We start from the raw sequence: 24,591 nt of genomic DNA on the forward strand, positions 1-24,591 counted from the left end.
TAGCCTTGGCCACCTAGCCTAACAGCTTCAAGCCTGTTATCAAATGAAATCATCAACTTACTCAAACATAGTGAAACATCTAATTCTTGACCAAGGTAAGGTGGCTAACTTCATTATAGAACTTTCGATAGTTTTAGATTTCATAACATTTGTGAAAAAAATATCTTTATGCAAGAAAAAATACAGAAAATATGATACAATGGTAAAGTAAATATAATTTAAGGAGTTCTTATCTAATGGCAAAATTGACTGTTAAAGATGTAGAATTGAAAGGCAAAAAAGTTCTTGTTCGTGTGGACTTCAACGTGCCTTTGAAAGATGGCGTTATCACTAACGATAACCGTATTACAGCAGCTCTTCCAACTATCAAGTATATTCTTGAGCAAGGTGGACGTGCAATTCTTTTCTCTCACCTTGGACGTGTAAAAGAAGAAGCAGATAAAGAAGGTAAATCATTGGCTCCTGTGGCAGCTGACTTAGCAGCTAAATTGGGTCAAGACGTTGCTTTCATCTCAGGTGCTACTCGTGGTGCTGAATTGGAAGCAGCTATCAATGCTTTGGAAGATGGACAAGTTCTCCTTGTTGAAAACACTCGTTTCGAAGATGTTGATGGTAAGAAAGAATCTAAAAACGACGAAGAACTTGGTAAATACTGGGCTTCACTTGGTGACGGTATCTTCGTTAACGATGCATTTGGTACTGCACACCGTGCACACGCATCAAACGTTGGTATCTCAGCAAACGTAGAAAAAGCAGTAGCTGGTTTCCTTTTGGAAAACGAAATTGCATACATCCAAGAAGCTGTTGAAACTCCAGAGCGTCCATTTGTGGCAATCCTTGGTGGTTCAAAAGTATCTGATAAGATTGGCGTTATCGAGAACCTTCTTGAAAAAGCTGATAAAGTTCTTATCGGTGGTGGTATGACTTATACCTTCTACAAAGCTCAAGGTATCGAAATCGGTAACTCACTTGTAGAGGAAGACAAATTGGATGTCGCAAAAGCACTTCTTGAAAAAGCTAACGGTAAATTGATCTTACCAGTTGACTCAAAAGAAGCTAACGCATTTGCTGGATACACTGAAGTTCGTGACACTGAAGGCGAAGCAGTTTCAGAAGGCTTCCTTGGTCTTGACATCGGTCCTAAGTCAATCGCTAAGTTTGACGAAGCTTTGACTGGTGCGAAAACAGTTGTTTGGAATGGACCTATGGGTGTATTTGAAAACCCAGACTTCCAAGCTGGTACAATCGGTGTAATGGACGCTATCGTGAAACAACCAGGCGTGAAATCAATCATCGGTGGTGGTGACTCAGCAGCAGCAGCTATCAACCTTGGCCGTGCAGACAAGTTCTCATGGATCTCAACTGGTGGTGGTGCATCAATGGAACTTCTTGAGGGCAAAGTGCTTCCAGGACTTGCAGCTCTTACTGAAAAGTAAAAACTTGCGACGAAAAGAGTTGGGTAACCAGCTCTTTTCTAGTGCAAAGGCTAGATTTTCTGTGAACCTAGTGAGTTTAGAAAATCAGCCTAGGTAAAGGCTAAAATGCAACGGATTTCCGTTGCATTTTGTGCATCGCGTAGAGTTTCTACGAAGCTAAGCGAGTTAGAAAGTCTAGCAAGGTGAAAAGTATTGCCTGGTCTCGCAGCTCTTACTGAAAAATAGGCGGTAAGTCAGCTCAAAATATCTGGGGGATATTTTGAGGTTGGAAATAGAAGAAGCGAAGCTTCTGTCAAAAATGATTCCGTAGCTTGTCACTTTGTTTTTATTGGGTGACAACTTCAAATAGTCCACTGGACTATTTGAACCCCACAAGGCTGAATAGGTTGGTCACAAGCGTAGCAAAGTGAACTGCTATTCAGCTACTGCGTATGAACGATGAAAAGAGTTGGGAGACCAACTCTTTTCTAGTACAAAGGCTAAAATGCAACGGATTTCCGTTGCATTTTGTGCATCGTGTAGAGTTTCTATGAAGCTAAGCGAGTTAGAAAGTCTAGCAAGGTGAAAAGTGCTTCCAGAACTTGCGGTGCTTACTGAAATGAAAAATAGGCGGTGAGTCAGTTCAACATATCTGGGAGATATGTTGAGGTTAGAAATAGAAGAAGCGAGGCTTCTGTCAAAAATGATTTCGTAGCTTGTTGCTTTGTTTTTTTCTTGGTGCTAACTTCAAATAGTCCACTAGGCTATTTGAACCCCGCAAGACTGAATCTTGGTCACAACTGCCATTCAGCTACTGCGCACAAAATATAAAATTCAAAAAAGACGTTGTTTTTTTGCAGCGTCTATTCGTTTATCTTACTTCTGGGTTCCTTTTTGCAGCTGATTTAAAGTGGCAGATTATTGTTTTTTTGAAAAGCTGGCGTGAACAGGTGGCTTTTCCAGTCGAGCTTAGGAGAAAAGAAAAGCTGGGCAGGTATTTGCTATTCTATTTTCCGAAATCATGTTAGAATAGAGGTATGTTAAAAAAATATACATTTGATCCAAAGAAATTTCGGTTGGGGATGCGGACGTTCAAATCGGGTTTGGCAGTCTTCCTAGTTATTCTTTTGTTTGGTTTTATGGGGTGGCAAGGGATTCAGATTGCGGCTTTGACGGCTGTGTTTAGTTTACGAGAAGACTTCGATCAGAGTGTCCATTTTGGAGCTTCTCGTATTCTGGGTAATTCTATTGGTGGTTTTTATGCGCTACTTTTCTTTATTTTGGATAGGTTATTCTTAGATCATTTTTGGGTAACTGCGGTTTTTGTTCCAATATTTGTCATGTTAACGATTATGACAAATGTGGCGATGAATAATAAAGCGGGAATTATTGGTGGAGTGTCAGCTTTATTAATTATTACATTGTCTATTCCTGCTGGTGATACGATTCAATATGTGTTTATTCGCGTGTTTGAAACTTTTATCGGAGTTTTCATTGCGATTCTAGTTAATTATGATGTGAATGTTATAAAAAAACGTTTTCAGGATAAATGATGTCACAAAATATAACATCGCCTATTGACCTCAAAAAAAAATTCTCCTATAATGGTAGGCAGAAAGGAGTTCGTTATGAGAGAAAAAGAGTTTCGTCGTTCCTTAGCCATCTTTCCGATCGGTAGTGTGATGAAGTTGACAGATTTAACTGCTCGTCAAATTCGTTACTATGAAGATCAAGGCTTGATTAAGCCCGATCGCAATGAAGGGAATCGTCGCTTGTATTCTCTAAACGATATGGACTTACTTTTAGAAATCAAGGATTTTTTGGATGAAGGTTTGAATATTGCTGCGATTAAGAAGGAATATGCAAATCGGGAAGCGAAAGCTAAGGTCCAAAAACAGCAGAAAACCTTGACTGATGAAGATGTCCGTCGTATCTTACATGATGAATTCAGTCGTCAGGGACGATTTTCAAGTCCTAGTTCCATTTTCCGTTCGTCGTAATTAGCTTTTAAAATAGAGGAGAAAAATAATGACATTCACAGTGGCAGATATCAAGCGCGATATCAAAGAGAAAAACGTTACCTTCCTACGTCTTATGTTTACAGACATCATGGGAGTGATGAAAAACGTAGAAATTCCAGCAACTGATGAGCAGGTCGAAAAGGTTTTGTCAAATAAGGTCATGTTTGATGGTTCATCTATTGAAGGATTTGTTCGTATCAATGAATCAGATATGTATCTTTACCCAGACTTGGATACATGGACTATCTTCCCTTGGGGTGATGAAAATGGCCGTGTAGCTGGTTTGATTTGTGATATTTATACAACAGATGCTAAGCCTTTTGCTGGTGACCCACGTGGAAATTTGAAGAAATCGCTTCGTCACATGGAAGAGGCAGGTTTCTCTTCATTCAACCTTGGTCCAGAACCAGAATTCTTCCTCTTTAAGATGGACGAACAAGGAAATCCAACGCTTGAAGTAAATGATAAAGGTGGTTACTTTGACCTCGCACCAACGGACTTGGCTGATAATACACGTCGCGAAATCGTCAATGTCTTGACAGAGATGGGCTTTGAAGTTGAAGCGAGCCATCACGAAGTGGCAGTAGGTCAGCATGAAATTGACTTCAAATATGCGGATGTCTTAAAAGCTTGTGACAATATTCAAATCTTCAAGTTAGTTGTTAAAACAATTGCTCGTAAGCATGGTATGTATGCGACATTTATGGCCAAGCCTAAGTTTGGTATTGCTGGCTCAGGTATGCACTGTAACATGTCACTCTTTGATAAGGATGGGAATAATGCCTTCTTTGATTCAGAAGATCCTCGCGGTATGCAGCTGTCTCAAACTGCTTACCATTTCCTTGGTGGTTTGATTAAGCATGCTTATAACTATACTGCCATTACAAACCCGACAGTGAATTCTTACAAGCGTTTGGTTCCAGGCTTTGAAGCTCCTGTGTATATTGCTTGGGCTGGTAAAAACCGCTCACCATTGGTTCGCGTACCTGCATCACGTGGAATGGGAACTCGTTTGGAATTGCGCTCAGTTGATCCAACTGCCAACCCATACTTAGCTATGGCCGTTCTATTGGAAGTTGGCTTGGAAGGTATTCAAAATAAGATTGAAGCACCAGCACCAGTAGAATCTAATATCTATGCAATGTCTGATGAGGAGCGTCGTGAAGCAGGAATCACTGATCTTCCTTCAACTCTTCACAATGCATTGAAAGCTCTTCGTGAAGATGAGGTAGTTCGTGCAGCTCTAGGTGATCATATCTATACGAATTTCTTGGAAGCTAAGAAAATCGAATGGGCAAGCTACGCAACCTACGTTTCTCAATGGGAAATCGACAACTATTTAGATATGTATTAAAAAAATGGTCCGGTGGACCATTTTTTCATGAGCTTGAAAACCAGATAGCGAATTAGGACCCCAACGGGTCCTTTGTTCATGAGCTGAGAAATTGGAAAGCAAGTAATGGTCCAGTGGAGTGAAGTAGTCTGGGAAGAGACTGTTTCAGCCTGAGCTAAGAAATAGCAGGGCGAGGGAATGGACATGAGCTTGAAATCGGTCTTTTTTTCAAGCTGGGTTATCTTGTTATACTCAATGAAAATCAAAAGTAGCCTAGGAAACGAAGCCGAAGATAGAACTGGAGTTCATCAAGGCAAGTTGACAACGGATAATTTTGATTTTCGAAGAGTATTAATATAAAATAAATCCCAGAGGTTTCACCTATGGGATTTTAGTGTGTTATCGGTCAGGCGTCAGAATCATTGGGATAATGATTGGTTCACGCTCTGTTTTTTCGTATAGGAATGGTCGTAGGGCGTTAACAATGGCGCCGTTGACTGTTTGGATATTTGCGTCTTTGTTGCGCATGGCGATGCGGATAGCGTTGAAAAGGACGCGTTGACTTTCGCGAATGAGCTCGCCAGATTCTCTCATATAGATAAAGCCGCGACTGAGGATGTCTGGTCCTGCTAATATCATCTTAGAATTAAAATCGACAGTGGCTACTGCAAGGACAACACCATCTTCTGAAAGATCGCGGCGATCTTTGAGGACTGCTGCGCCGATTTCACCGATGCGGTTTCCATCGACATAGATGTCTTGGGCGTTGAATTGACCTGCGAGACGTGCAGAATCTTTTGTCAGAGCAAGGACATCTCCGTTTTCCATGATGAAGATATTATCTTTTGGAACGCCTGTATCAACAGCTAGGCTGGCATGGATTTTTTGCATGCGGTATTCACCATGGACAGGCATGAAGTATTTTGGCTTGATCAGGCGGAGCATGAGTTTTTGCTCTTGTTGACCACCGTGCCCAGAGGTGTGGATGTTGTTAATTTTACCGTGAATCACATCGACACCGGCTTCAATCAAGATATTGATGAGCTTGTTGACACCTGTGGTATTTCCCGGAATAGGGCTGGACGAGAAGATAACCGTGTCGCCTGGCTGGAGTTGCACTTGACGGTGGGTACCGTGGGCGATGCGAGAGAGTGCTGCCATAGGCTCCCCTTGGCTACCTGTACAGAGAATCATGATCTCGCTGGCAGGGTATTCTTTGATCTCGTTTGGCTCGATGAAGGTATCCTTAGGCACCTTGATGTAGCCGAGCTCGATACCGTTAACAATGGCTTTTTCCATGGAACGTCCAAAGACAGCGATCTTGCGTCCGGTCTTAACCGCTGCATCAGCCGCCTGTTGGAGACGGAAGATGTTGGAGGCAAAGGAAGCAAAGATGATACGTCCGTGGATGCCTTCAATCAGCTTCATGATGGACTGACCGACCACTTTTTCCGAGTTGGTAAAGGTTGGAACTTCAGCATTTGTCGAGTCGGAGAGGAGGCAGAGAACGCCTTCTTCACCGAGGGCAGCCATGCGGTGAAGGTCTGCTGGCTCGCCAACTGGAGTGAAATCGAACTTGAAGTCACCGGTACAGACGATTTTTCCTTGCGGGGTGTCAACGACGATACCAAGTGGCTCTGGAATGGAGTGGGTGGTACGGAAGAAGCTGACTTTTAGGTGTTTGAAGGTCAACTCTGTATTATGATTGATTTCATGCAAAGTCGCATCACGGAGCAGTCCGTGTTCTTCCAATTTGCCTCGAATGAGGGCGAGGGCTAAAGGTCCAGCATAGATTGGGACGTTGGCTTGCTTGAGTAAGAAGGGAATGCCTCCGATGTGGTCTTCGTGCCCGTGGGTAATAACCAGACCTTTCACGCGGTCTAGGTTTTCAACGATGTAGGAGTAGTCTGGGATAACGTAGTCGATACCCAATAGGTCATCTTCTGGGAACTTGATACCGGCATCGACGATGAGAATTTCATCCTTGTACTCGATACCGTAGGTGTTTTTCCCGATTTCTCCCAAACCACCGATGGCGAAAACGCCAACTTCATGAGGTTTTAGATTGACTGATGACATGGATTAAAACTCCGTAATTTTGAAATCTGCGTGCTCTTTCTCGTATTCAAGATGATTGTCTGATAAGAGGTCGATAAATTCGATATTGTATTCAGGGCGGTTGGTTTCCACCAATTCACGCGCGATAATACGACCTTCCAATTCTGATGCAGCATCGATGTCTAGATAAAGAGCGCGTGTTTGCTCGCGACGTGGGCTAATTTTTGATTCTTGATAGAATACTTTATAAATCATGTGTAGTATAGTTCCTTTCTTTTTGACTGGCAACTATGAAAAAAGCCCCAAACAGTTGGGGCTGTCTGGTAATGCCTATTCAATTTTCTCGAGTTGTCAATTTATTCAGTCTAAATGTACTCTTCATTATACCATAAAATATGCTGATGGTAAAAGGGTTTGGTAGGAAAATGGAAAAGTGTCATGATTTTCAGAAATTCGGTATTTCAGAAGGGGATAAATCAAAGAAATGAGTTAGGATTCCATTACTAAGACTAAGTTCAATTGTGCCGAGAAATGCCTGTCAACTGCCAGATAGTGATGTGACTTACTAGAATGACAAATCGGTTCGATCCATTAACCTACTAGAAATAACAACTCAGTCTTTTCATTATTTGAAAAAAAGGCCAAGATAGCTTACAATAGAGAGTAGACTTGTAAAGAAAGAGAAACGTATGAAAATCCTAGCTTTAGACAGCTCCAACCAGGCCCTATCGGTTGCCTTGGTGGAGGATGGTCGTTTGCAGGCGGAAACCCTGCTGACCGTCAAGAAAAATCATAGTATCAGCCTCATGCCTGTGGTCGATTTTTTGGTGGCACAGGTGGGCTGGACCCCCAAAGACCTGGATCGGGTTGTGGTCGCTCAGGGACCTGGCTCCTACACGGGGCTTCGTGTGGCGGTGGCGACTGCCAAGACCTTGGCCTACACCCTCAAGATCGACTTGGTGGGGCTATCCAGTCTTCAGTCCTTGGTTCCGTCCAGCCTGACGGGTCTGGTGGTGCCCCTCATCGATGCTCGCCGTAACTGCGTCTATGCAGGTGTTTATGAAAATGGCAGAGCAGTCGAGGCAGACCGCTACTGGTCTTTTGAAGATTTACTTTCTAGTTTGTCTGGTAAGGAAAACATCACCTTTGTCGGAGAAGTAGAAAACTTCATGGAGCAAATCGAGCAAGCACTGCCAACTGCCCATTGCCAAACCAGTCAGCCGTCTGCCTATCAGCTGGCGGTGATTGGTCAAGACTTGCCAGCAGTAGATGTCACTAGCTTTGAGCCCAACTATCTCAAGCGAGTAGAGGCAGAGGAGAACTGGCTCAAGGACAACCAAGCTGGCTCAGAAAGTTATATCAAGCGTGTATGATAGAGATTAAACACTACGACGGTCAGGAAAATTTGGCAGAGGCTGTTTTGGCAGTCATGCAGTCGGTCTATGAGCAGTCTTCATGGACTGTAGAGCAAATTGTGTCTAGTATGGCTAGTCAGGATGAGGATTATTATCTGGCCTATGAGGGTCAGGAATTAGTTGGATTTTTGGCTGTGCAGACGGTGCTGGATGAGATGGAAATCTTGCAGATTGCTGTCAGGGCTGATTTTCAGAGGTTGGGAATCGCCAGTCAGCTGATGGCTGCTGTGATGGACTGGGATGGAGATATCTTCCTCGAAGTGAGGGAGTCCAATAGCGCAGCTCAGGCCCTCTATACACGCCAGCATTTTACCAAAATAGGAAAACGAAAAGACTACTACCGTCATCCTGTCGAGGACGCGGTGTTAATGAAGAGAGAACGTGATGAAAGATAGATTGATTTTGGCGATTGAGACTTCGTGTGACGAGACCTCGGTGGCTGTTTTGCGAAATGAGGCGGAGCTTTTGTCCAATGTCATTGCCAGCCAGATTGCCAGCCACCAGCGGTTTGGTGGGGTGGTGCCCGAGGTGGCCAGCCGTCACCATGTGGAAGTGATTACGGCCTGCATCGAGGAGGCCTTGTTGGAGGCGGAGGTGACGGCAGAGGACCTGACGGCTGTGGCTGTGACCTATGGGCCTGGCTTGGTCGGTGCTTTGCTGGTCGGGATTTCGGCTGCCAAGGCATTTGCTTGGGCCAATGGCTTGCCGCTCATTCCTGTCAACCATATGGCAGGGCACTTGATGGCGGCGCGTGCGGTCAAGGAGTTGGAGTTTCCGCTCTTGGCTCTTTTGGTCAGCGGTGGGCACACGGAGTTGGTCTATGTGTCAGAGGCGGGCGACTACAAGATTGTCGGTGAAACGCGAGATGATGCGGTCGGCGAGGCCTATGACAAGGTAGGACGGGTCATGGGTCTGCCCTATCCAGCTGGTCGTGTCATCGATGAATTGGCTCATGAGGGGCAAGACATTTATGACTTCCCTCGTGCTATGATAAAAGAAGATAATCTGGAGTTTTCTTTTTCAGGTTTGAAATCCGCCTTTATCAACCTCTACCACAATGCCCAGCAGAAAGGGGAAACCTTGTCCAATGCGGACCTGTCAGCTTCTTTCCAAGCCTGTGTTATGGACATTCTCATGGCTAAGACCAAGAAGGCCTTGGAGAAATACCCTGTTAAGACCTTGGTCGTAGCGGGCGGTGTAGCAGCCAATCAGGGATTACGAGAGCGGTTGGCAGCTGAAATCACCGATGTGGAGGTCATCATTCCCCCGCTTCGCCTCTGCGGTGACAATGCTGGTATGATTGCCTTGGCAGCCGTTAGCGAATACAACAAGGAAAACTTTGCTGGTTGGGATTTGAATGCCAAACCAAGTCTAGCTTTTGAGAATTTATAGAATAAAAACCTCTTACGTTTAAGGATACGTAAGAGGTTTATTTGTGGATTTTTCGCCAGCGATTTGGAGAAATTTGGTAATGCCTTTTAAAAGCAGTTGAAAAATTGAATTGGTTGGAGTAGCCGATTTCTTCAGCAATTTCCTGTAGTGTCTTAGTGGTGTTTTTTAAGAGTTCGCAGGCTTCGCTGAGTCGGTATTGGATGATAAATTGTTGAGGTGAGATGTTCATTTGCTCCTTGAATAGCCGACTGAAGTAGTGGCGATTGAGGTTGCATACTTGTGCCAAATCATCGACGGATATAGCTTTCTCATAATTTCGTTCTACGAAGTTGATGGCCTCTCGTATATAAAATTCCTTGTTTTCATCGTGTTTGCTACTTGTTTTGGTTAGCGAACAGTCGATGAGATAGGAGATAAAGAGGTAGAGGTGCCCAAGAAGACAGGCGCTTTTTTGGTGATGGAGCGCGAGAATTTGTTTCATTTCATGGTAGACAGGGCTAGAGGTGGGCATTTCTCGTTGCGAAAAAATAGGTTGCTCTTTTGAGAGTCCTGCTTGTCTGAGAAAATGCTCAGTTTTCAGACCGTCAAATTCAAGCCAGATATAGGTCCAGGGGTCCTTTGCGTCTGCTTCGTAGCTACAGATGGCATCTGGGGAGATAAGAAAGCCCTGTCCTGCGGTTAGGTGGTATTCACGTTGGTCGGAGGTATCGTAAAAAGTACCTGAACCAGAGATGATGTAGTGAAACAGGTAGTGTTGTTTCATAGTTGGGCCGAATGAGTGAAGTGGCTTACAGGCTTCCATGCCAAATTGGATGGGGTAAAAATCTACATAGGATCTGTTGTTAAAGACGTAAAATTCAGGTTGTATTTTCATTGTATTCTCTCCACAAAAATTGTAAAGGCTTACAAATAGTATAACATATTTATATGTAAATGTGACATTTTATTTGAAAAAATTAAAAAATATCCCAAAATCATATAGAAGATGTCAAATATTCCTATTTTATTATAAAGCGCTTACATGTTATAGTTATAGTAGAAACAACAAAGTTCGTCGACGTATTCGACAAAAGAAAAGGAGTATTACCATGAAGAAATTTGGTCGCTATGTTACCTTGCTTGCGGCTGCAGGCCTACTGGCAGCGTGTTCTACTTCGACTGAGTCTAGTAAAGCTACGGAAGGAAGTAGTTCAGGAAAGACAGAAATATCCTATGCCATTTGGGATTCTGGTCAGGAACCTGGTTTGAGAAAGATTGCGGATGAATTTGAGAAAAAGAATCCAGATATTAAAATCAATATTCAAGTATCGGATTGGGATTCCTACTGGACTATGCTAGAAGCTGGTGCGACAGGTGGTTCATTGCCTGATACCTTCTGGATGCATTCAAATGAGATTTATCGCTATGGTTCCAATGAAATGCTATTGCCATTGGATGAATATTTAGCCAAGAGTGAAGATGCCAAACTAGCTAATTTCCCAGATGGTTTGAATGAAATCTACAATATAAATGGTAAGCAGTACGCTATTCCAAAAGATTTCGATACAATCGGTCTTTGGTACAATAAAAAATTATTTGACGAAGCAGGCATTCCATATCCAGACGATACTTGGGATTGGAACAAGTTGAAAGAAGTAGCGAAGAAATTGACCAAGCCAGATGGTAGCCAATATGGTTTTGGTGCTGGTTTGAGTAACCAAGAGGGCTACTACAACTTTATCTATCAAAATGGTGGTAAGGTTATTACTGATGATTTGAAATCAGGCTACGATGATCCTAAGACCATTGAAGCCTTGGATTACTACTTTAGCTTTGTCAAAGAGAAAATTTCACCAGCTATTACAGTGGATAAAGAGCGGGCCGAAGCATTCCAAAACGGTCAAGTGGCTATGAGCGTCTTCGGTTCTTGGAATTTATCTGGTTTCACTGCTAATGACTACATTCGTGAAAATGCTGATGTAGCTGTCTTGCCAAAAGGGCCAGATGGAACTCGTGCAACCATCTTTAATGGATTGGGTCATGCCATTGCTGCTACTACTAAACATCCAGATGCTGCTTGGAAATGGGTTGAATACCTCAGCTCAAAAGAGGCACAAGAAATGCAGGCAACACTTGGTGTGGCAATCTCGGCTTATAAAGGCGCGGCAGATACTTGGGTAGATTCAAATAAAAACTTTGCTATCAAGAACTACGTTGACATGGTGGATTATGCACAGATTCGTCCATATTCACAAACAACCATCAAGTGGGAAGATAAGGCTTACGAGCTATTGAAACCTGCTTATCTTGGAGAAAAAGCAACTGAAGAAGCTGCCAAAGAAACAGCTGATATGATGAATGCTGAATTAGCAACTGAAAAATAGGTAGGAGGTCTTGGGAAGTTGATTCTTCCCCGGACCTTCTTATTAAATGAAGAAGGATGGGGATAAGATGTTCCGAAAAAAAGGAAGTTTAAATGAGGCAATTTGGGGATGGGCAATGGTAGCGCCGACCATTATCGGATTAGTCGTGCTCAATATTATTCCTATTTTCCAAACTATGAAGATGAGTTTCCATAAGAGTGGAGATTTCGGCAGAGGTGACATCTTTGTCGGCTTGGCAAATTACCAACGAATGCTAGGGGATGCGCAAGTGTGGCAGGCGACATGGAATACCTTGAAATATACGATTCTAGTTGTTCCCGCTACCGTTGCCTTGGCCATGTTGCTTGCAGTTTTGTTGAATTCTAAGATTAAAGGGAAGCATATTTATCGGACAATATTTTTCCTGCCTATGGTGGCAGCACCAGCCGCGGTGACCATGGTTTGGAAATGGCTCTACAATACGGACTTTGGCTTGATTAACTATGTCTTGCGTCGTTTGGGACTGGGTGCTGTGAACTGGATTGAAGATCCAAAGATTGCTCTCTATTCAATTGCTCTGATTGGAATTTGGAGTACTGTTGGCTATAGCATGATTTTAATTTTAGCTGGTTTACAAGAAATTCCGACGGATTTTTATGAGGCGGCTCGCATTGATGGAGCTAGTCCAGCCAAGCAATTTTTCTCCATTACCCTGCCTTTGGTTTCGCCGACCTTGTTCTTTGTTGTGGTAACCAGTGTTATTCAATCCATGCAAGTCTTTGATGTTATCTATATGATGGAAGACATCCGAAGTCCTGCCTATGATAAGACGGTATCTCTGGTTTATCTGTTTTACAATAATTCCTTTAAATATTCGGATAAGGGCTACGGTTCTACCATAGTCATGTTGTTGTTATTGATTATTCTTGTCATTACTTTCGTTCAGATGAAGGTACAGAAAAAATGGGTGCATTACCGTTAAGGAGGTTCATGTGAAACAATCAGCTTTAAAATCAACTATTTGGATGCATGCCTTCTTGATTTTAGTGGCAATGGGCATGCTGATTCCATTCGTCTGGATGGTGTTGACGTCTTTTAAAACGGTGACCGAATCCACTCAGATGAATCCTTTCCAATTTTTACCAAGTAAGTGGATGGTGAGCAATTATACGGAGGCTATTCGGACCAATAATTTTCCGATACTCTATCTGAACACCATTTTGATGATGTTATGGCGTATCTTTAGCTCGGTTATGTTCTCAGCTATGGCAGCTTATGCCTTTGCTCGCTTGGAATTTCCTGGGCGGAATTTCTTGTTTGGTCTGGTCCTCTTTCAAATGATGGTGCCACCTCAGTTATTCGTCATTCCTCAGTATTTGATGATTGACCAACTTGGTATGCGCAATACGATTTTTGCTCTGGTATTTCCAGGAATTGTCAGTGCCTTTGGTACATTCTTACTCCGTCAATTTTTCATGGGTCTTCCAAAAGAATTGGAGGAATCTGCAAAATTGGATGGTTGTAATATCGGGCAGACCTTCTTTAAGGTCATGTTGCCTTTGGCCAAGTCTGGCTTGATTGCCTTAGCGATTTTTACGGCTTTGTTTGCTTTCAAGGATTTGTTGTGGCCATTGATTATCAACTCAGAAGCGGACAAGGCTACCCTGTCTAGCGCACTTTCTAAGATCCAGGGAGCTTACGCTGTTAACTATCCTCAGCTCATGGCTGCAAGTGTTTTGGCTATTTGGCCGATGTTGGTACTGTATGTGATATTCCAGAAGCAGTTTATCCAAGGGATTGCGACATCTGGTGGAAAATTATAGGAGGCTACAATGGGAATTATCTTTCATGAAAAGACAAAGGAATTCCATCTTTACAATGAGTTTATTAGCTATGTGTTGACGGTTTTGCCTAATGGTCATATTGGTAGTTTGTATTATGGAAAGCGTGTAACAGAAACAGCTTCCTATCAGTATGTGCGTGAAGATGAGTATCGTGCTTTGACTTCCTTTGTAGAAGACGATGACCGTTTCTTCTCACTCCAATATGCCAATCCTGAATTTGCTTGTTATGGTACAACGGACTATTTTTCTCCGACTTTTGAGTTGGTGCAGAAGGATGGTAGCAGCCTATCGCACTTTGTTTATCAAGGGCATAGGATTTATGCTGGGCGATCGACTTTGAAGGGTCTTCCTCATCTCTATCTGGATGAGGAGGGACAGGCAGATAGTTTAGATATTTATTTGTTGGATGAAGAGTCGCAGACCCGCCTGGTCTTGTCTTATACGATTTTTCGAGACTATCCAGCGGTGACTCGCTCTGCTCGTTTTGAACAACTCGGAGAAAAATCTGTCTGTTTGAACCGTGCCTTGAGTATGACACTCTGTCTGCCTGATATGGACTATGACTGGTTGCATTTGGATGGGGCTTGGGGGCGCGAGCGGCATCTGCAATTATCGCCTCTTCATCAAGGTTGTCAGTCTATTTACAGTCTCAAAGGGGCTAGTAGTGCGGAGCACAATCCCTTCATGGCTTTGAAACGACCAAATGCGGATGAGCAACAGGGAGAGGTACTGGGCTTCTCGCTCGTCTATAGCGGAAACTTTTTGGCTCAGGTGGATGTGAGTTCTTTCCAAAAGACGAGAGTGAGTATGGGAATCCATCCTGAACGTTTTTCTTGGACATTAGATAAGGGAGAAGAGTTCCAGACGCCTGAGGTCGTTATGGTTTATAGCGAGCATGGTTTGAATGGTATGAGCCAAACCTATCACCGCCTCTTCCAAAAACATCTGGTGCGTGGCTATTGGCGTGATAGAGAACGGCCTGTTCTCTTGAACAACTGGGAAGCTATGAGCTTTGATTTTGATGAGGAAAAAATTCTTTCCTTGGCTAAGGAGGCTGCAGGTCTTGGTGTTGAACTATTTGTCATGGATGATGGTTGGTTTGGCAAGCGAAACCATGACCGAGCAGGCTTGGGAGATTGGACGGTCAACCGAGAGAAATTACCAAGTGGCTTGACAGGGATTATTGACCAAGTTCATGCTATGGGAATGAAATTTGGACTTTGGATTGAACCTGAAATGGTCAATAAGGACAGTGATTTATACCGAGCGCATCCAGATTGGATTTTCCGTCATCCTCAGCATAGTCAATCGCACGGACGCCACCAATATACCTTGGATTTATCAAGAGAGGATGTTTATCAAAATATTCATGACCAACTCCATCGGCTGTTGGCCGAGCATGATATTGATTATATCAAATGGGATATGAATCGCTATATGACAGAAGTCTTTACATGTACACGGGAGGCGGAGCGGCAAGGTGAGACCTTCCATCGCTATATTCTCAATCTCTACCGTCTATATGATAGTCTGATAGCAGCTTTTCCGACAGTCTTATTCGAGTCTTGTTCAAGTGGTGGAGCTAGATTTGACCCAGGAATGCTCTACTATGCACCTCAAACCTGGGTCAGCGATGACACGGACGCCATGGAACGCTTGAAAATCCAATATGGAACGAGCATGGTCTATCCTTTGAACAGTATGGGTTGCCATGTATCAGCTAGTCCGAATCAGCAGTTGGGACGAGCTACGCCATTGAATACACGTGCCAATGTTGCATTCTTTGGAAGTTTTGGCTATGAGTTGGATTTGTTTGATTGTAGCCAAGAAGAGTTGGAAGAGATGAAAGAGCAGATTGCCTTTTACAAGGCTCACCGTAAGCTTTTCCAACAGGGTATCTTTACTCGTCTGAAAAGTCCATTCGATGGAGAAATAACGGCTTGGCAGGTCCAATCCTTGGATGGTCAGCAAGTTATCGTGGGTTATTATCGTCGGTTAACAACTGCTAATCTTGCCTATCAACGCTTGTACTTGCAGGGGTTGGAAGAGGAAGCGGTCTATCACCTTGATGGAGAAGTTTATACTGGTAGCCAATTAATGCATACAGGTTTGTCGATTCGACATGGGGACCATGTTGGAGACAATAAGGACTTTACTTCTCGTTTGATGGTCCTCCAGAAACAACAGTAGCATCCCTATCCCTAGGCCCAGCCATCGGCTGGGTCTTTACATATTGTCTATATATGAAACATGTCCAACAATGAGTGCAAAACTTTTACTCGGATATAGAAGAAGGCTTGAAAAACGAGTTGCAATGTGAGAAAATGAGAGAATACTTTTTACGAATTATTAAGGAGATATGGAATGAAGGAACACTCTTTTCGTGAGGGCTTGCGGGATGCCATTCCCACAGCTCTGGGCTATGCCAGTATCGGTCTGGCCTGCGGTGTCGTTTCGGTCAATTCAGGCATTTCAGCAGTGGAAATGGCTTTGATGAGCCTCTTGGTCTATGCAGGGAGTGCCCAATTTGTCATGTGTGCCATGATTTTGGCAGGTGCTCCCTTGTTGTCGATTGCGGTAACGGTTTTCTTTGTCAACCTGAGGAATTTTCTCATGTGCCTGCATACGACGACCATTTTCCAGGGCAACAGTCTGGGCTCCAATATCTTGATTGGCTCATTTTTAACAGATGAATCCTATGCGGTTCTCTTGCGGAAACACATTGAGGAAAAGCAGATTGCCCCTAGCTGGATGTACGGCAACAACTTTGCTGGCTATGCTTCTTGGGCTATCTTTACCACTCTGGGCAATCTCATCGGTGGTTTGATTCCAAATCCCGAGCAGTTTGGCTTGGATTTTGCCTTGGTTGCCATGTTTGTCGGGATTTTCTCAGGTCAGTTGGAGGCTATGGCTCGGACTATTCCTTTGAAAAAAATCGGCTTGATTTTGCTGGCGGTTGGTCTAGCCTATGTCGGCCTGTCTGTGCTAGTGTCGTCCTATGTGGCGGTGCTTCTGGCGACGCTCTTGGGCTGTTTTGTGGGGGTGATGATTGATGATAAAAACTAGTATTCTACTGATTATTCTGGCGGCGGCCCTAGTGACCTGGGTACCACGCGTCCTGCCTTTTGTACTGACGCAGAACAAATCCCTGCCTCCAAAGCTGGTGAAATTTCTCAGCTTTCTACCCATCACCATTATCTTTTCCCTGACCCTGTCTAGCATCATGGACGAAGAAGTGGGCTCCCTCCCCAACCTTCTCCCTGTCGAAAGTCTGGCCCTCCTTCCGACCTTTTTGGTGGTTTTGAGGACCAAAAATATCCTCCTCGCAGTAGTGGTTGGCGTCTTGACGACAGCTGCTCTCCGCTTGATTTTCTAGGAGGGGCTTATGGTTAAGGAAAATGCCAGAGGTGTGGTACTTTGTCTGGTCTTGGCTTTGGTGGGACAGTGGTTAGGTGGCTTGTTTCCATTGGTGGGTGGACCTGTTTTTGCCCTTCTAATCGGGATGAGCCTGCATTCCTACATTTCAAGGAAAAATGCCTTTCAGCCAGGCTTGACCTTTACCTCTAAGAAAATCTTGCAGTATGCGGTGATTTGCTTGGGTTTTGGACTAAACTTATCAGCGGTCCTTGCAGTCGGTCGCCAATCTTTACCAATTATTCTGTCAACAATTAGTTTTGCCTTGTTTTTGGCATTTCTGATGTGGAAAATCTTGCCCATTTCATCTCATCTAGCGACCTTGATTGGCGTTGGGACCTCTATCTGTGGAGGGTCAGCCATTGCGGCGACAGCTCCCATTATTCAGGCGGATGATGAGGATGTAGCACAAGCAATCTCGGTCATCTTTCTCTTTAATGTCTTGGCGGCCCTGGTCTTTCCGACCTTAGCAACCTGGCTTGGTTTTTCGACCGATTCGGGTCAGGCCTTTGGAATGTTCGCCGGAACGGCGGTCAATGACACCTCGTCGGTGACCGCAACAGCAGCCACCTGGGACAGCCTCTACGGACTGGGCAGTCAGACCTTGGACACGGCTGTGATGGTCAAGCTGACGCGAACCTTGGCCATTATTCCCATTACGTCGGTTTTGGCAATTTGGCAGGCTAGAGGGAAGGGAGTTCAGGCAGACAAGAGTTCGCTCTTGGCAGGTTTTCCAACCTTTATCCTCTATTTTATCCTAGCCAGTTTGGTGACAACAATCGCGGGTCACTTTGGACTGGGTGCGGACATTTTTACTCCGCTCAAAACCCTGTCCAAGTTTCTCATTTGTATGGCCATGACAGCCATTGGCTTGCGGACCAATGTCTTTTCTTTGGTGAAAAATGGCAGAGCTGCTCTTCTGATTGGTCTGATTTGCTGGCTGGGAGTGACGGTGCTGACACTGGTTTGGCAGGCAATCTTGGGAATTTGGTAAATGAACAAGAAAAATCCTAGTAGTTGCTAGGATTTTTTGTCTGCTTGATCTTGTTCTTTTAAGTTATTAGAAATATTGTTCAAAAGCAATGTCTGCACGTTCATAAGGGAATTTGTTTTTGTCAACTGGAATTTCGATAAAACCAAATTTTCTATACAGATGGATGGCGGACACACATTTTCGATTCGAAACGATAATCACTTTTTGAATCTGTTTCTCCTTAATAAAATCCATGCAAGCTTGCAAACAAGCCTTGCCAGCCCCTTGACCAGCAAATTCTTTTTTGGCAGCAAATTTTTCAATTTCCCACTCACCAGATGGGAGTGGTGCAACCATACAAGATGCCATAATCTCGCCTTCATCATTGATGGCGAAGAAAATCTCCCCACCATTTGCAAGACGCTCTTCAATGCTTCCTAGGACCATACGATCTTCATCTTCTACTTGAAACATTTCTTCTATCCAGGCGAGGTTCATAGCAATAAATGCTTCCTTGTATTCAGGTTTATAGGTTTCAATGTTCATTTTTCTTCTCCATTTCTTTTATGAGGGGGATAAGTGTTTCAATTGCTTCTTGAAATTCGGAACGTTGTTGAGGGGTCAAATGGCTCAATTGTTCAGTAATTTGCTGATTTGCTTTGTTGATATATGACTCAACAGCAGCTAGTCCTGTTTTCGTCAGAAATAGACTGTGTTGACGTCCATCGATTTGGCTTATTTTTTTAATGATGTAGTCTGATGTTTGAAACTGTTTGAGAATTTTACTGATGTAGCCCTTGTCCAGTTGGAGAGAATGGCTAATGAAAGAGGCGGTACAGCCTGAGTTCTCATAGATTTCAAATAATATCCGAACTTCAGTAAGATTGTAGCGTTCCCCTAGATATTTGTTTCCTAGCAAATGAAAAGCAGGTAGGTAAGAGCGGTTAAACTGTCGTAGCTGTATAATTAAATTTTCCAATAGACACCTCTGGCATTTAGTTGCTAAATGAAATTAATTTTTTAACAGTATATCAAAAATAGTTGCTTTTGACAACTATTTTTTGGAGTTTTTATTGAATACCATTTTTTATCAGATACAGATTGACTTATTTTATCTGGTCTTGTTCTTTCACTATAAGGAAGATATTGCCATATTTGCGGACCTTGGTTTCAAGGCTTTTCGTACCTCGATTGCTTGGTCACGGATTTTTCCAACGGGCTTTGAGGCAGAGCCAAATGAAGAAGGTCTGCAATTCTACGATGATGTCTTTGATGAGCTATTGAAATACGGTATCGAACCTGTCATTACCTTATCTCACTTTGAAATGCCCTATGAATTGGCCGAGAAAAATGGTGGCTTTATGAGCCGTGATACGATTGACCAATTTATCAAATTTGCCGAAGTAGTTTTCAAACGCTACAAAAACAAAGTCAAATACTGGATGACCTTTAATGAAATCAATAACCAAATGAATTTCTTAAATGATATTTTTGGTTGGACAAATTCTGGTGCTCATTTTGGGGACTATGACAATCCCGAAGAGGCGATGTATATCTGTGGTCACCACACTCTTGTGGCTTCTGCCAAGGCAGTTGCTATCGGAAAATCCATCAATCCTGATTTCCAAATCGGAAACATGACTGCCATGGTACCAGTCTATCCATTCTCCTCTCGACCAGAAGATGTCCTCTTGGCAAATCAAGCCATGCACGACCGTTGGTTTTTCTGTGATGTTCAAGTTCGTGGTCATTATCCAGCCTATGCCTTGAAAATGTTTGAACGCAAGGGCTTCAAGATTCCAATTACAGAGGAAGATAAGATCGTTTTGGCAAATGGAACAGTAGACTACATTGGTTTCTCTTGTTATATGTCAAATGTCGTGGATTCTCAAGCCTATCGTGATGTATCCGATGTGATTGAGGCATCTAGTCCTTACTCAGTTAAGAATCCATTTATTTCAGAATCAGACTGGGGTTGGGCCATTGACCCAGTTGGTCTTCGCTATGCTCTCAATATCTTCTATGAACGGTATGAAAAACCACTCTTTATCGTGGAAAACGGCTTTGGAGCCATTGACCAATTGGAAGACGGAACGGTACATGACCAGTATCGTATTGACTACCTAGCGAGCCATATCAAAGAAATGGAAAAAGCCATCAATGAAGACGGTGTGGAATTGCTAGGGTACACACCTTGGGGCTGTATCGACTGTGTATCTTTCACAACTGGTGAAATGAAAAAACGGTATGGCTTTATTTATGTAGACCGCAATAATGACGGTTCTGGAAGTCTAGAACGTTATAAAAAAGATTCGTATGCTTGGTATAAAGAAGTGATCGCAAGCAATGGTGAAAATGTCTAAGCAATGATAAAAAGGAAACTGCCTCCCGTTAGGGAAGGCAGTTTTTATACTTTCAATCTAAAAGTCTGCGGGGCTTTTTTCAATAAAATCCAGTAACCAATGCTGACATAGGCAATCATAGTCAGAGAAATGAGTAGGATGTACAAGTGACTGCCAAGCTCCAGCTTGATATTGAGATAGGCTACCCAGTAGAGGGCACCGCTGAGAAATTTATAGACTGGGTTGACAACCTCCAAATTCTTCCTAGCAAACCGTAAATCTTGCCTTGTTCAAATTGAAAACTGGTATCCTCCAGAATCATCTTGTGGTCAAATTTTTTAGAAATAGAAGACAGTTTTAGTCGCATAGCCAATCTCCTTTTGTTGTATTGTTATGGTTTTATCATACAATAATAAACAAAAAAATTCAAGCAAATTTTTGCTTGAATGTTGTGGTTTTTAATCTATTAATAATGCAAACTTCCTGCCACCCAGCCAGTTGCAAGACAGTAGGTAATGTTAAAGCCACCGGTGTGGGCGTTGATGTCCAAGACTTCACCAGCAAAGTGGAGGCCAGGAACCTTTTTACTTTCCAAGGTTTTGGGAGTGATTTCCTTGAGGTCAACGCCACCTTTGGTCACAAAGGACTTGGCCAGGGACATCTTGCCTGTAATCTTGATAGGTAAGGCTTTGAGGAGGGTGACCAGTTCAGTCAGGTCCTTTTGGGAAACTTGTTTGACCTTGCTATCGTAGTTTTCAGCGAAAAAGTCTGCTAGGCGGTCTGGCATGAGCTCTCTGAGGGCATTCTTGACGGATTTTTCCCTGTTGGCTTCTAAATGTTCAAACAAATCTTGTTCAGAATGGGTCGGCAGAGCATCGAGAAATGCGGTTTCGCCGCCTTTGACAAAACTAGACAGACGAAGAGCAGCGGGCCCCGACAGGCCAAAGTGGGTAAAGAGCAGGTCGTGGGTGATGACGTGCTTGCCGTAGGTCAGGGTGACGTCGTCCAGGGAAATGCCTTGGAGCTTCTTGTGGGGGAAGTCGGTCAGAACGGGGCTTTCAGCGGCCTCAATCTCCGTGACTTCCAGTTTGAAGTGGCGGGCAATGTCGTGACCAAAGCCAGTCGAGCCAGTGGAAGGATAGGTCTTGCCGCCAGTGGTGACAATCAGCTGGGGAGCTGTAAAAGTCTCCTCGCTGGTCTTGACATGGAAGAGGTCATCAATCTTGCGGACGGAAACCACCTCAGTTCCTGTGCGGATGTCCACGCCATTTTCCAGCATCTTCATCTCCAGGCACTTGATAATGGTCTGGGAACGGTCGGTGGTCGGAAAGACACGGCCGTGGTCCTCCACCTTGAGCTTGACCCCATTTTCCTGAAAGAAATTCATGATGTCGTGGTTGTCAAACTGGGAGAAGACGCTGTATAGAAAGCGGCCGTTTCCAGGAATGCCAGCCAGCAGGTCTTCCAAAGTGCCGTTGTTGGTCACATTGCAACGTCCGCCACCTGTGCCAGACAGTTTCTTGCCCAAACGCTTGTTTTTTTCGAGGAGCAGGGTCTTCTTGCCGTAAAAACTGGAAGAAATCGCGGCCATCATGCCAGCAGGCCCCGCTCCGATAATAATGGTATCTACTGTATTCATGCCTTTATTGTATCATATTTTCATCAAGAAAGTAGTTTGAGTCTTTGCTATGATTTGTGGAGTTTTTCCTTGAAATTGCGGAAGACCATTGACGGGATAGGGGAGTATACTTAGACTAAGGGAAATTAGTTTTTATCAAGAGCCTGTATGTACAAGCAAAGTATTTTTGTGGAAGCTGCATTGTGAATCCAGGTTCTAACAATTCCGTCTGTAGCATGAAAGAAAGTAGGTAGAAGAATGGTAACTGAGCAAAGAGAGTATCGTTTTCCAGAAGGTTTTTTGTGGGGCTCCTCCACTTCAGGGCCTCAAAGTGAGGGAAGCGTAGCTGGTGATGGAAAGGGGTGGAATAACTGGGATTACTGGTACAATCAGGAACCTGAGCTCTTTCACCAGCAAATAGGACCGGAACAAACATCGACTTTCTATGAACATTTCCAGTCAGATTTGGATTTGTTGGTGGAAACAGGTCATAGTATTTTTCGCACCTCTATACAGTGGTCACGTCTGATTCCGGAAGGGATAGGCGAGGTCAATCCGCAAGCTGTGGAGTTTTATAGGGCAGTATTTGCAGGTATTCGAGAGCGTGGGATAAAGCTTTTGGTCAATCTTTATCATTTCGATTTGCCTTATGTCTTACAGGAAAAAGGGGGCTGGGAAAATAAGGAGATTGTCTGGGCCTATGAGGCTTATGCTCGCCAGTGTTTCAGCCTTTTTGGAGATCTGGTGGATCATTGGATCACCTTTAATGAACCCATTGTTCCAGTAGAATGTGGCTATCTAGGAAGCTATCATTATCCTTGCAAGGTGGACGCAAAGGCAGCTGTGGTCGTAGCGTATCATACTCAACTGGCTAGTTCTTTGGCTGTTCGGGCCTGTCACCAACTACACCCAGACCACAAAATTTCCATTGTTCTTAATCTTACTCCTGCCTATCCAAGAAGTCAGAGTCCAGAAGATTTACAGGCAGCGCGGATTGCTGAGCTATTTCAAACGAGAAGTTTTTTGGATCCATCTGTTTTGGGACAATACCCAGGGGAACTGGTTGACATTCTTGAAAAACACGGTTTACGTCCAGAAACCACAGAGGAGGAATTGACTATTATCAAAGAAAATAGGGTTGACTTCCTGGGGGTAAATTATTACCAGCCCCTGCGCGTGCAGGCTCCTTCAGAAGATGGATGGAACGGAGAAGCTACTTTCCTATCCCAATATTTCCAGCCTTATGATAAGCCTGACAAGAAAATCAATCCCCATAGAGGCTGGGAAATTTATGAAGAAGGGCTGTACGACATTGCCAAAAATATCCAGAAAAACTATGGGAATATCGAATGGTTGGTAACTGAGAACGGCATGGGAGTTGAAGGGGAGGATGTTTTTGAAGAAAATGGCATGATTCAGGATGACTATCGGATTAACTTCATGGAAGACCATTTGATTCAGCTCCATCGAGGTATTGATGAAGGAGCGAACTGTAAGGGCTATATGGTCTGGACCTTTATTGACTGCTGGTCTTGGTTAAATGCCTATAAAAACCGATACGGTTTGGTCTCGCTTGACCTCCAAACTCAGAAGCGTACCGTCAAAAAATCTGGATATTGGTTCAAGCAAGTGAGTGCTAAAAATGGTTTTATTAGATAGAATGTATATTTCGTTTCTACATAACATTGCATTGAGATAAGATGCTTTTGAGGTTTGTGATTATCCACTAATGCTTGGTAAGAAAATTCCCCTAGATTTGACAGGGATAGGGTTCTGTGGTAATATTTTAATGATACAAACTATGAGAAATGTAAGTACCGAGGATATTATGGGAATCGAAAAAACAGTCAGTGAGTTAGCTGAAATTTTAGGAGTGAGCCGGCAGGCTATGAATAATCGTGTCAAATCACTTCCTGAAGAATTTGTAGATAAAAATGACAAGGGTGTGACCGTTGTAAACCGTGCTGGCTTGATTAAGTTGGAGGAAATCTACAAAACAACCATTTTTGAAGATGAGCCGATTAGTGATGAAGTCAAGCATCGTGAATTGATGGAAATTTTAGTTGACGAGAAAAATGCTGAAATCATCCGCTTATATAGTCAATTAAAAGCCAAAGATAAGCAACTTGCCGAAAAAGATGAACAACTCAAGGTCAAAGATGTACAGATTGCTGAGAAGGATAAACAGTTAGATCAGCAACAGCAATTGACACTAAAAGCTATGGCCGATAAGGAAGTTCTCAAGTTGGAATTGGACGAAGTTAAAGCACAGGCAGAAGAAGTGCAAGCTAAAGGCTTCTTTGCACGTTTGTTTGGGAAATAAAAAGGTCCGGGGGACCTTTTTATCATGAGCTTGGAAACAAGAGAGCGAATAAAGGTCCGGGGGACCTTTTTATCATGAGCTTGGAAACAAGAGAGCGAATA

The 24,591-nt window shown here is 43.5% G+C and carries 24 protein-coding genes and 1 pseudogene; 17 read left to right on the plus strand and 8 right to left on the minus strand.

What is annotated here, in order from left to right; translation table 11 throughout:
* Nucleotides 1–236 precede the first annotated feature (236 nt).
* The 4 genes from ODU46_RS09010 (at nt 237) to glnA (ending at nt 4,790) form a co-directional block, all read left to right on the plus strand.
* Complete coding sequence (locus tag ODU46_RS09010; RefSeq protein ID WP_398579528.1) at nt 237–1,436, plus strand: phosphoglycerate kinase; 1,200 nt, start codon at nt 237–239, stop codon at nt 1,434–1,436.
* Between the two features lie 1,016 nt (nt 1,437–2,452).
* Nucleotides 2,453–2,968 carry an aromatic acid exporter family protein gene (locus ODU46_RS09015; RefSeq protein ID WP_024414154.1) on the plus strand — a complete coding sequence of 172 codons (516 nt, stop codon included), beginning with the start codon at nt 2,453–2,455 and terminating at the stop codon, nt 2,966–2,968.
* Between the two features lie 75 nt (nt 2,969–3,043).
* Complete coding sequence (locus tag ODU46_RS09020; protein WP_002940041.1) at nt 3,044–3,415, plus strand: MerR family transcriptional regulator; 372 nt, start codon at nt 3,044–3,046, stop codon at nt 3,413–3,415.
* A gap of 28 nt (nt 3,416–3,443) precedes the next feature.
* Nucleotides 3,444–4,790 carry a type I glutamate--ammonia ligase gene (gene glnA, locus ODU46_RS09025; RefSeq protein ID WP_398579529.1) on the plus strand — a complete coding sequence of 449 codons (1,347 nt, stop codon included), beginning with the start codon at nt 3,444–3,446 and terminating at the stop codon, nt 4,788–4,790.
* Between the two features lie 378 nt (nt 4,791–5,168).
* Here the strand turns inward: glnA and rnjA are convergent, their stop codons facing one another.
* Both rnjA and ODU46_RS09035 read right to left on the minus strand, forming a co-directional pair.
* Nucleotides 5,169–6,848 (minus strand): ribonuclease J1, encoded by a 1,680-nt coding sequence (gene rnjA / locus ODU46_RS09030; protein ID WP_002938522.1) that lies wholly within the window; start codon nt 6,846–6,848, stop codon nt 5,169–5,171.
* Nucleotides 6,849–6,851: 3 nt separating this feature from the next.
* On the minus strand, nt 6,852–7,082 hold the full coding sequence (locus ODU46_RS09035; RefSeq protein WP_002938523.1) for a DNA-dependent RNA polymerase subunit epsilon: 231 nt from the start codon (nt 7,080–7,082) through the stop codon (nt 6,852–6,854).
* A 434-nt stretch (nt 7,083–7,516) separates the two neighbouring features.
* Here ODU46_RS09035 and tsaB point away from each other — a divergent pair, with 434 nt between their 5' ends.
* From tsaB to tsaD, 3 genes are read left to right on the plus strand one after another with little or no spacing between them, the layout of a single operon-like run.
* On the plus strand, nt 7,517–8,200 hold the full coding sequence (gene tsaB / locus ODU46_RS09040) for a tRNA (adenosine(37)-N6)-threonylcarbamoyltransferase complex dimerization subunit type 1 TsaB (RefSeq protein WP_230334034.1): 684 nt from the start codon (nt 7,517–7,519) through the stop codon (nt 8,198–8,200).
* Nucleotides 8,197–8,637: a ribosomal protein S18-alanine N-acetyltransferase gene (gene rimI, locus ODU46_RS09045; RefSeq protein ID WP_398579531.1), complete on the plus strand. Its 441-nt coding sequence runs from the start codon at nt 8,197–8,199 to the stop codon at nt 8,635–8,637. The genes tsaB and rimI overlap by 4 nt, the downstream gene beginning before the upstream one ends.
* On the plus strand, nt 8,627–9,634 hold the full coding sequence (tsaD, locus tag ODU46_RS09050; RefSeq protein ID WP_172070457.1) for a tRNA (adenosine(37)-N6)-threonylcarbamoyltransferase complex transferase subunit TsaD: 1,008 nt from the start codon (nt 8,627–8,629) through the stop codon (nt 9,632–9,634). The genes rimI and tsaD overlap by 11 nt, the downstream gene beginning before the upstream one ends.
* Before the next feature lie 37 nt (nt 9,635–9,671).
* On the opposite strand, the gene ODU46_RS09055 is transcribed toward tsaD, so the two are convergent.
* Nucleotides 9,672–10,508 (minus strand): AraC family transcriptional regulator, encoded by an 837-nt coding sequence (locus ODU46_RS09055; protein WP_014637344.1) that lies wholly within the window; start codon nt 10,506–10,508, stop codon nt 9,672–9,674.
* Between the two features lie 214 nt (nt 10,509–10,722).
* Here ODU46_RS09055 and ODU46_RS09060 point away from each other — a divergent pair, with 214 nt between their 5' ends.
* From ODU46_RS09060 to ODU46_RS09090, 7 genes are all read left to right on the plus strand, one after another.
* Nucleotides 10,723–11,997, plus strand: coding sequence for a sugar ABC transporter substrate-binding protein (locus ODU46_RS09060; protein ID WP_024411357.1), 1,275 nt, complete (start codon nt 10,723–10,725; stop codon nt 11,995–11,997).
* A 67-nt stretch (nt 11,998–12,064) separates the two neighbouring features.
* Nucleotides 12,065–12,958 (plus strand): carbohydrate ABC transporter permease, encoded by an 894-nt coding sequence (locus tag ODU46_RS09065; protein ID WP_024406861.1) that lies wholly within the window; start codon nt 12,065–12,067, stop codon nt 12,956–12,958.
* A 10-nt stretch (nt 12,959–12,968) separates the two neighbouring features.
* A complete protein-coding gene (locus ODU46_RS09070) occupies nt 12,969–13,799 on the plus strand; it encodes a carbohydrate ABC transporter permease (protein WP_024384208.1) in 831 nt (276 codons plus the stop codon).
* Nucleotides 13,800–13,808: 9 nt separating this feature from the next.
* Nucleotides 13,809–16,010, plus strand: coding sequence for an alpha-galactosidase (locus ODU46_RS09075; protein WP_395382340.1), 2,202 nt, complete (start codon nt 13,809–13,811; stop codon nt 16,008–16,010).
* Between the two features lie 174 nt (nt 16,011–16,184).
* Nucleotides 16,185–16,886: an AzlC family ABC transporter permease gene (locus ODU46_RS09080; protein ID WP_395382339.1), complete on the plus strand. Its 702-nt coding sequence runs from the start codon at nt 16,185–16,187 to the stop codon at nt 16,884–16,886.
* Complete coding sequence (locus ODU46_RS09085; protein ID WP_044694005.1) at nt 16,873–17,196, plus strand: AzlD domain-containing protein; 324 nt, start codon at nt 16,873–16,875, stop codon at nt 17,194–17,196. The genes ODU46_RS09080 and ODU46_RS09085 overlap by 14 nt, the downstream gene beginning before the upstream one ends.
* 9 nt (nt 17,197–17,205) lie before the next feature.
* On the plus strand, nt 17,206–18,228 hold the full coding sequence (locus tag ODU46_RS09090; RefSeq protein ID WP_395382338.1) for a YeiH family protein: 1,023 nt from the start codon (nt 17,206–17,208) through the stop codon (nt 18,226–18,228).
* A gap of 66 nt (nt 18,229–18,294) precedes the next feature.
* On the opposite strand, the gene ODU46_RS09095 is transcribed toward ODU46_RS09090, so the two are convergent.
* Both ODU46_RS09095 and ODU46_RS09100 read right to left on the minus strand, forming a co-directional pair.
* The gene (locus tag ODU46_RS09095) at nt 18,295–18,753 is read right to left on the minus strand and encodes a GNAT family N-acetyltransferase (RefSeq protein ID WP_029171639.1); all 459 of its coding nucleotides are present in this window, start codon (nt 18,751–18,753) and stop codon (nt 18,295–18,297) included.
* Nucleotides 18,743–19,186, minus strand: coding sequence for a MarR family winged helix-turn-helix transcriptional regulator (locus ODU46_RS09100; RefSeq protein WP_044674536.1), 444 nt, complete (start codon nt 19,184–19,186; stop codon nt 18,743–18,745). Before ODU46_RS09100 ends, ODU46_RS09095 begins: the two co-directional genes overlap by 11 nt.
* A 94-nt stretch (nt 19,187–19,280) precedes the next feature.
* On the opposite strand from ODU46_RS09100, the gene ODU46_RS09105 reads away from it, so the two are divergent.
* Nucleotides 19,281–20,570, plus strand: coding sequence for a 6-phospho-beta-glucosidase (locus tag ODU46_RS09105; protein WP_395382337.1), 1,290 nt, complete (start codon nt 19,281–19,283; stop codon nt 20,568–20,570).
* Between the two features lie 44 nt (nt 20,571–20,614).
* Here the strand turns inward: ODU46_RS09105 and ODU46_RS09110 are convergent, their stop codons facing one another.
* The 3 genes and pseudogenes from ODU46_RS09110 to ODU46_RS09120 form a co-directional block, all read right to left on the minus strand.
* The gene (locus tag ODU46_RS09110) at nt 20,615–20,806 is read right to left on the minus strand and encodes a hypothetical protein (RefSeq protein ID WP_239514869.1); all 192 of its coding nucleotides are present in this window, start codon (nt 20,804–20,806) and stop codon (nt 20,615–20,617) included.
* A 2-nt stretch (nt 20,807–20,808) separates the two neighbouring features.
* A pseudogene (locus ODU46_RS09115) lies at nt 20,809–20,916 on the minus strand (ABC transporter ATP-binding protein); the annotation flags it as partial.
* Between the two features lie 99 nt (nt 20,917–21,015).
* On the minus strand, nt 21,016–22,188 hold the full coding sequence (locus ODU46_RS09120; protein WP_395382336.1) for an NAD(P)/FAD-dependent oxidoreductase: 1,173 nt from the start codon (nt 22,186–22,188) through the stop codon (nt 21,016–21,018).
* Between the two features lie 237 nt (nt 22,189–22,425).
* Between ODU46_RS09120 and ODU46_RS09125 the strand changes: the two genes are divergently transcribed.
* Both ODU46_RS09125 and ODU46_RS09130 read left to right on the plus strand, forming a co-directional pair.
* A complete protein-coding gene (locus tag ODU46_RS09125) occupies nt 22,426–23,826 on the plus strand; it encodes a glycoside hydrolase family 1 protein (RefSeq protein ID WP_398579532.1) in 1,401 nt (466 codons plus the stop codon).
* A gap of 169 nt (nt 23,827–23,995) precedes the next feature.
* The gene (locus tag ODU46_RS09130) at nt 23,996–24,490 is read left to right on the plus strand and encodes a DUF536 domain-containing protein (protein WP_012774919.1); all 495 of its coding nucleotides are present in this window, start codon (nt 23,996–23,998) and stop codon (nt 24,488–24,490) included.
* Nucleotides 24,491–24,591: the final 101 nt, after the last annotated feature.

The organism is Streptococcus sp. 2020WUSS089, assembly GCF_044427405.1.
Taxonomy (GTDB): Bacteria; Bacillota; Bacilli; order Lactobacillales; family Streptococcaceae; genus Streptococcus; species Streptococcus hashimotonensis.

Bases quoted from the DNA above. Each gene is read 5' to 3' on its own strand.
- ODU46_RS09010 (WP_398579528.1), top strand. From the start codon at position 237: ATGGCAAAATTGACTGTTAAAGATGTAGAATTGAAAGGCAAAAAAGTT.
- ODU46_RS09015 (WP_024414154.1), top strand. From the start codon at position 2,453: ATGTTAAAAAAATATACATTTGATCCAAAGAAATTTCGGTTGGGGATG.
- ODU46_RS09020 (WP_002940041.1), top strand. From the start codon at position 3,044: ATGAGAGAAAAAGAGTTTCGTCGTTCCTTAGCCATCTTTCCGATCGGT.
- glnA (WP_398579529.1), top strand. From the start codon at position 3,444: ATGACATTCACAGTGGCAGATATCAAGCGCGATATCAAAGAGAAAAAC.
- rnjA (WP_002938522.1), bottom strand. From the start codon at position 6,848: ATGTCATCAGTCAATCTAAAACCTCATGAAGTTGGCGTTTTCGCCATC.
- ODU46_RS09035 (WP_002938523.1), bottom strand. From the start codon at position 7,082: ATGATTTATAAAGTATTCTATCAAGAATCAAAAATTAGCCCACGTCGC.
- tsaB (WP_230334034.1), top strand. From the start codon at position 7,517: ATGAAAATCCTAGCTTTAGACAGCTCCAACCAGGCCCTATCGGTTGCC.
- rimI (WP_398579531.1), top strand. From the start codon at position 8,197: ATGATAGAGATTAAACACTACGACGGTCAGGAAAATTTGGCAGAGGCT.
- tsaD (WP_172070457.1), top strand. From the start codon at position 8,627: ATGAAAGATAGATTGATTTTGGCGATTGAGACTTCGTGTGACGAGACC.
- ODU46_RS09055 (WP_014637344.1), bottom strand. From the start codon at position 10,508: ATGAAAATACAACCTGAATTTTACGTCTTTAACAACAGATCCTATGTA.
- ODU46_RS09060 (WP_024411357.1), top strand. From the start codon at position 10,723: ATGAAGAAATTTGGTCGCTATGTTACCTTGCTTGCGGCTGCAGGCCTA.
- ODU46_RS09065 (WP_024406861.1), top strand. From the start codon at position 12,065: ATGTTCCGAAAAAAAGGAAGTTTAAATGAGGCAATTTGGGGATGGGCA.
- ODU46_RS09075 (WP_395382340.1), top strand. From the start codon at position 13,809: ATGGGAATTATCTTTCATGAAAAGACAAAGGAATTCCATCTTTACAAT.
- ODU46_RS09080 (WP_395382339.1), top strand. From the start codon at position 16,185: ATGAAGGAACACTCTTTTCGTGAGGGCTTGCGGGATGCCATTCCCACA.
- ODU46_RS09085 (WP_044694005.1), top strand. From the start codon at position 16,873: ATGATAAAAACTAGTATTCTACTGATTATTCTGGCGGCGGCCCTAGTG.
- ODU46_RS09090 (WP_395382338.1), top strand. From the start codon at position 17,206: ATGGTTAAGGAAAATGCCAGAGGTGTGGTACTTTGTCTGGTCTTGGCT.
- ODU46_RS09095 (WP_029171639.1), bottom strand. From the start codon at position 18,753: ATGAACATTGAAACCTATAAACCTGAATACAAGGAAGCATTTATTGCT.
- ODU46_RS09120 (WP_395382336.1), bottom strand. From the start codon at position 22,188: ATGAATACAGTAGATACCATTATTATCGGAGCGGGGCCTGCTGGCATG.
- ODU46_RS09125 (WP_398579532.1), top strand. From the start codon at position 22,426: ATGGTAACTGAGCAAAGAGAGTATCGTTTTCCAGAAGGTTTTTTGTGG.
- ODU46_RS09130 (WP_012774919.1), top strand. From the start codon at position 23,996: ATGGGAATCGAAAAAACAGTCAGTGAGTTAGCTGAAATTTTAGGAGTG.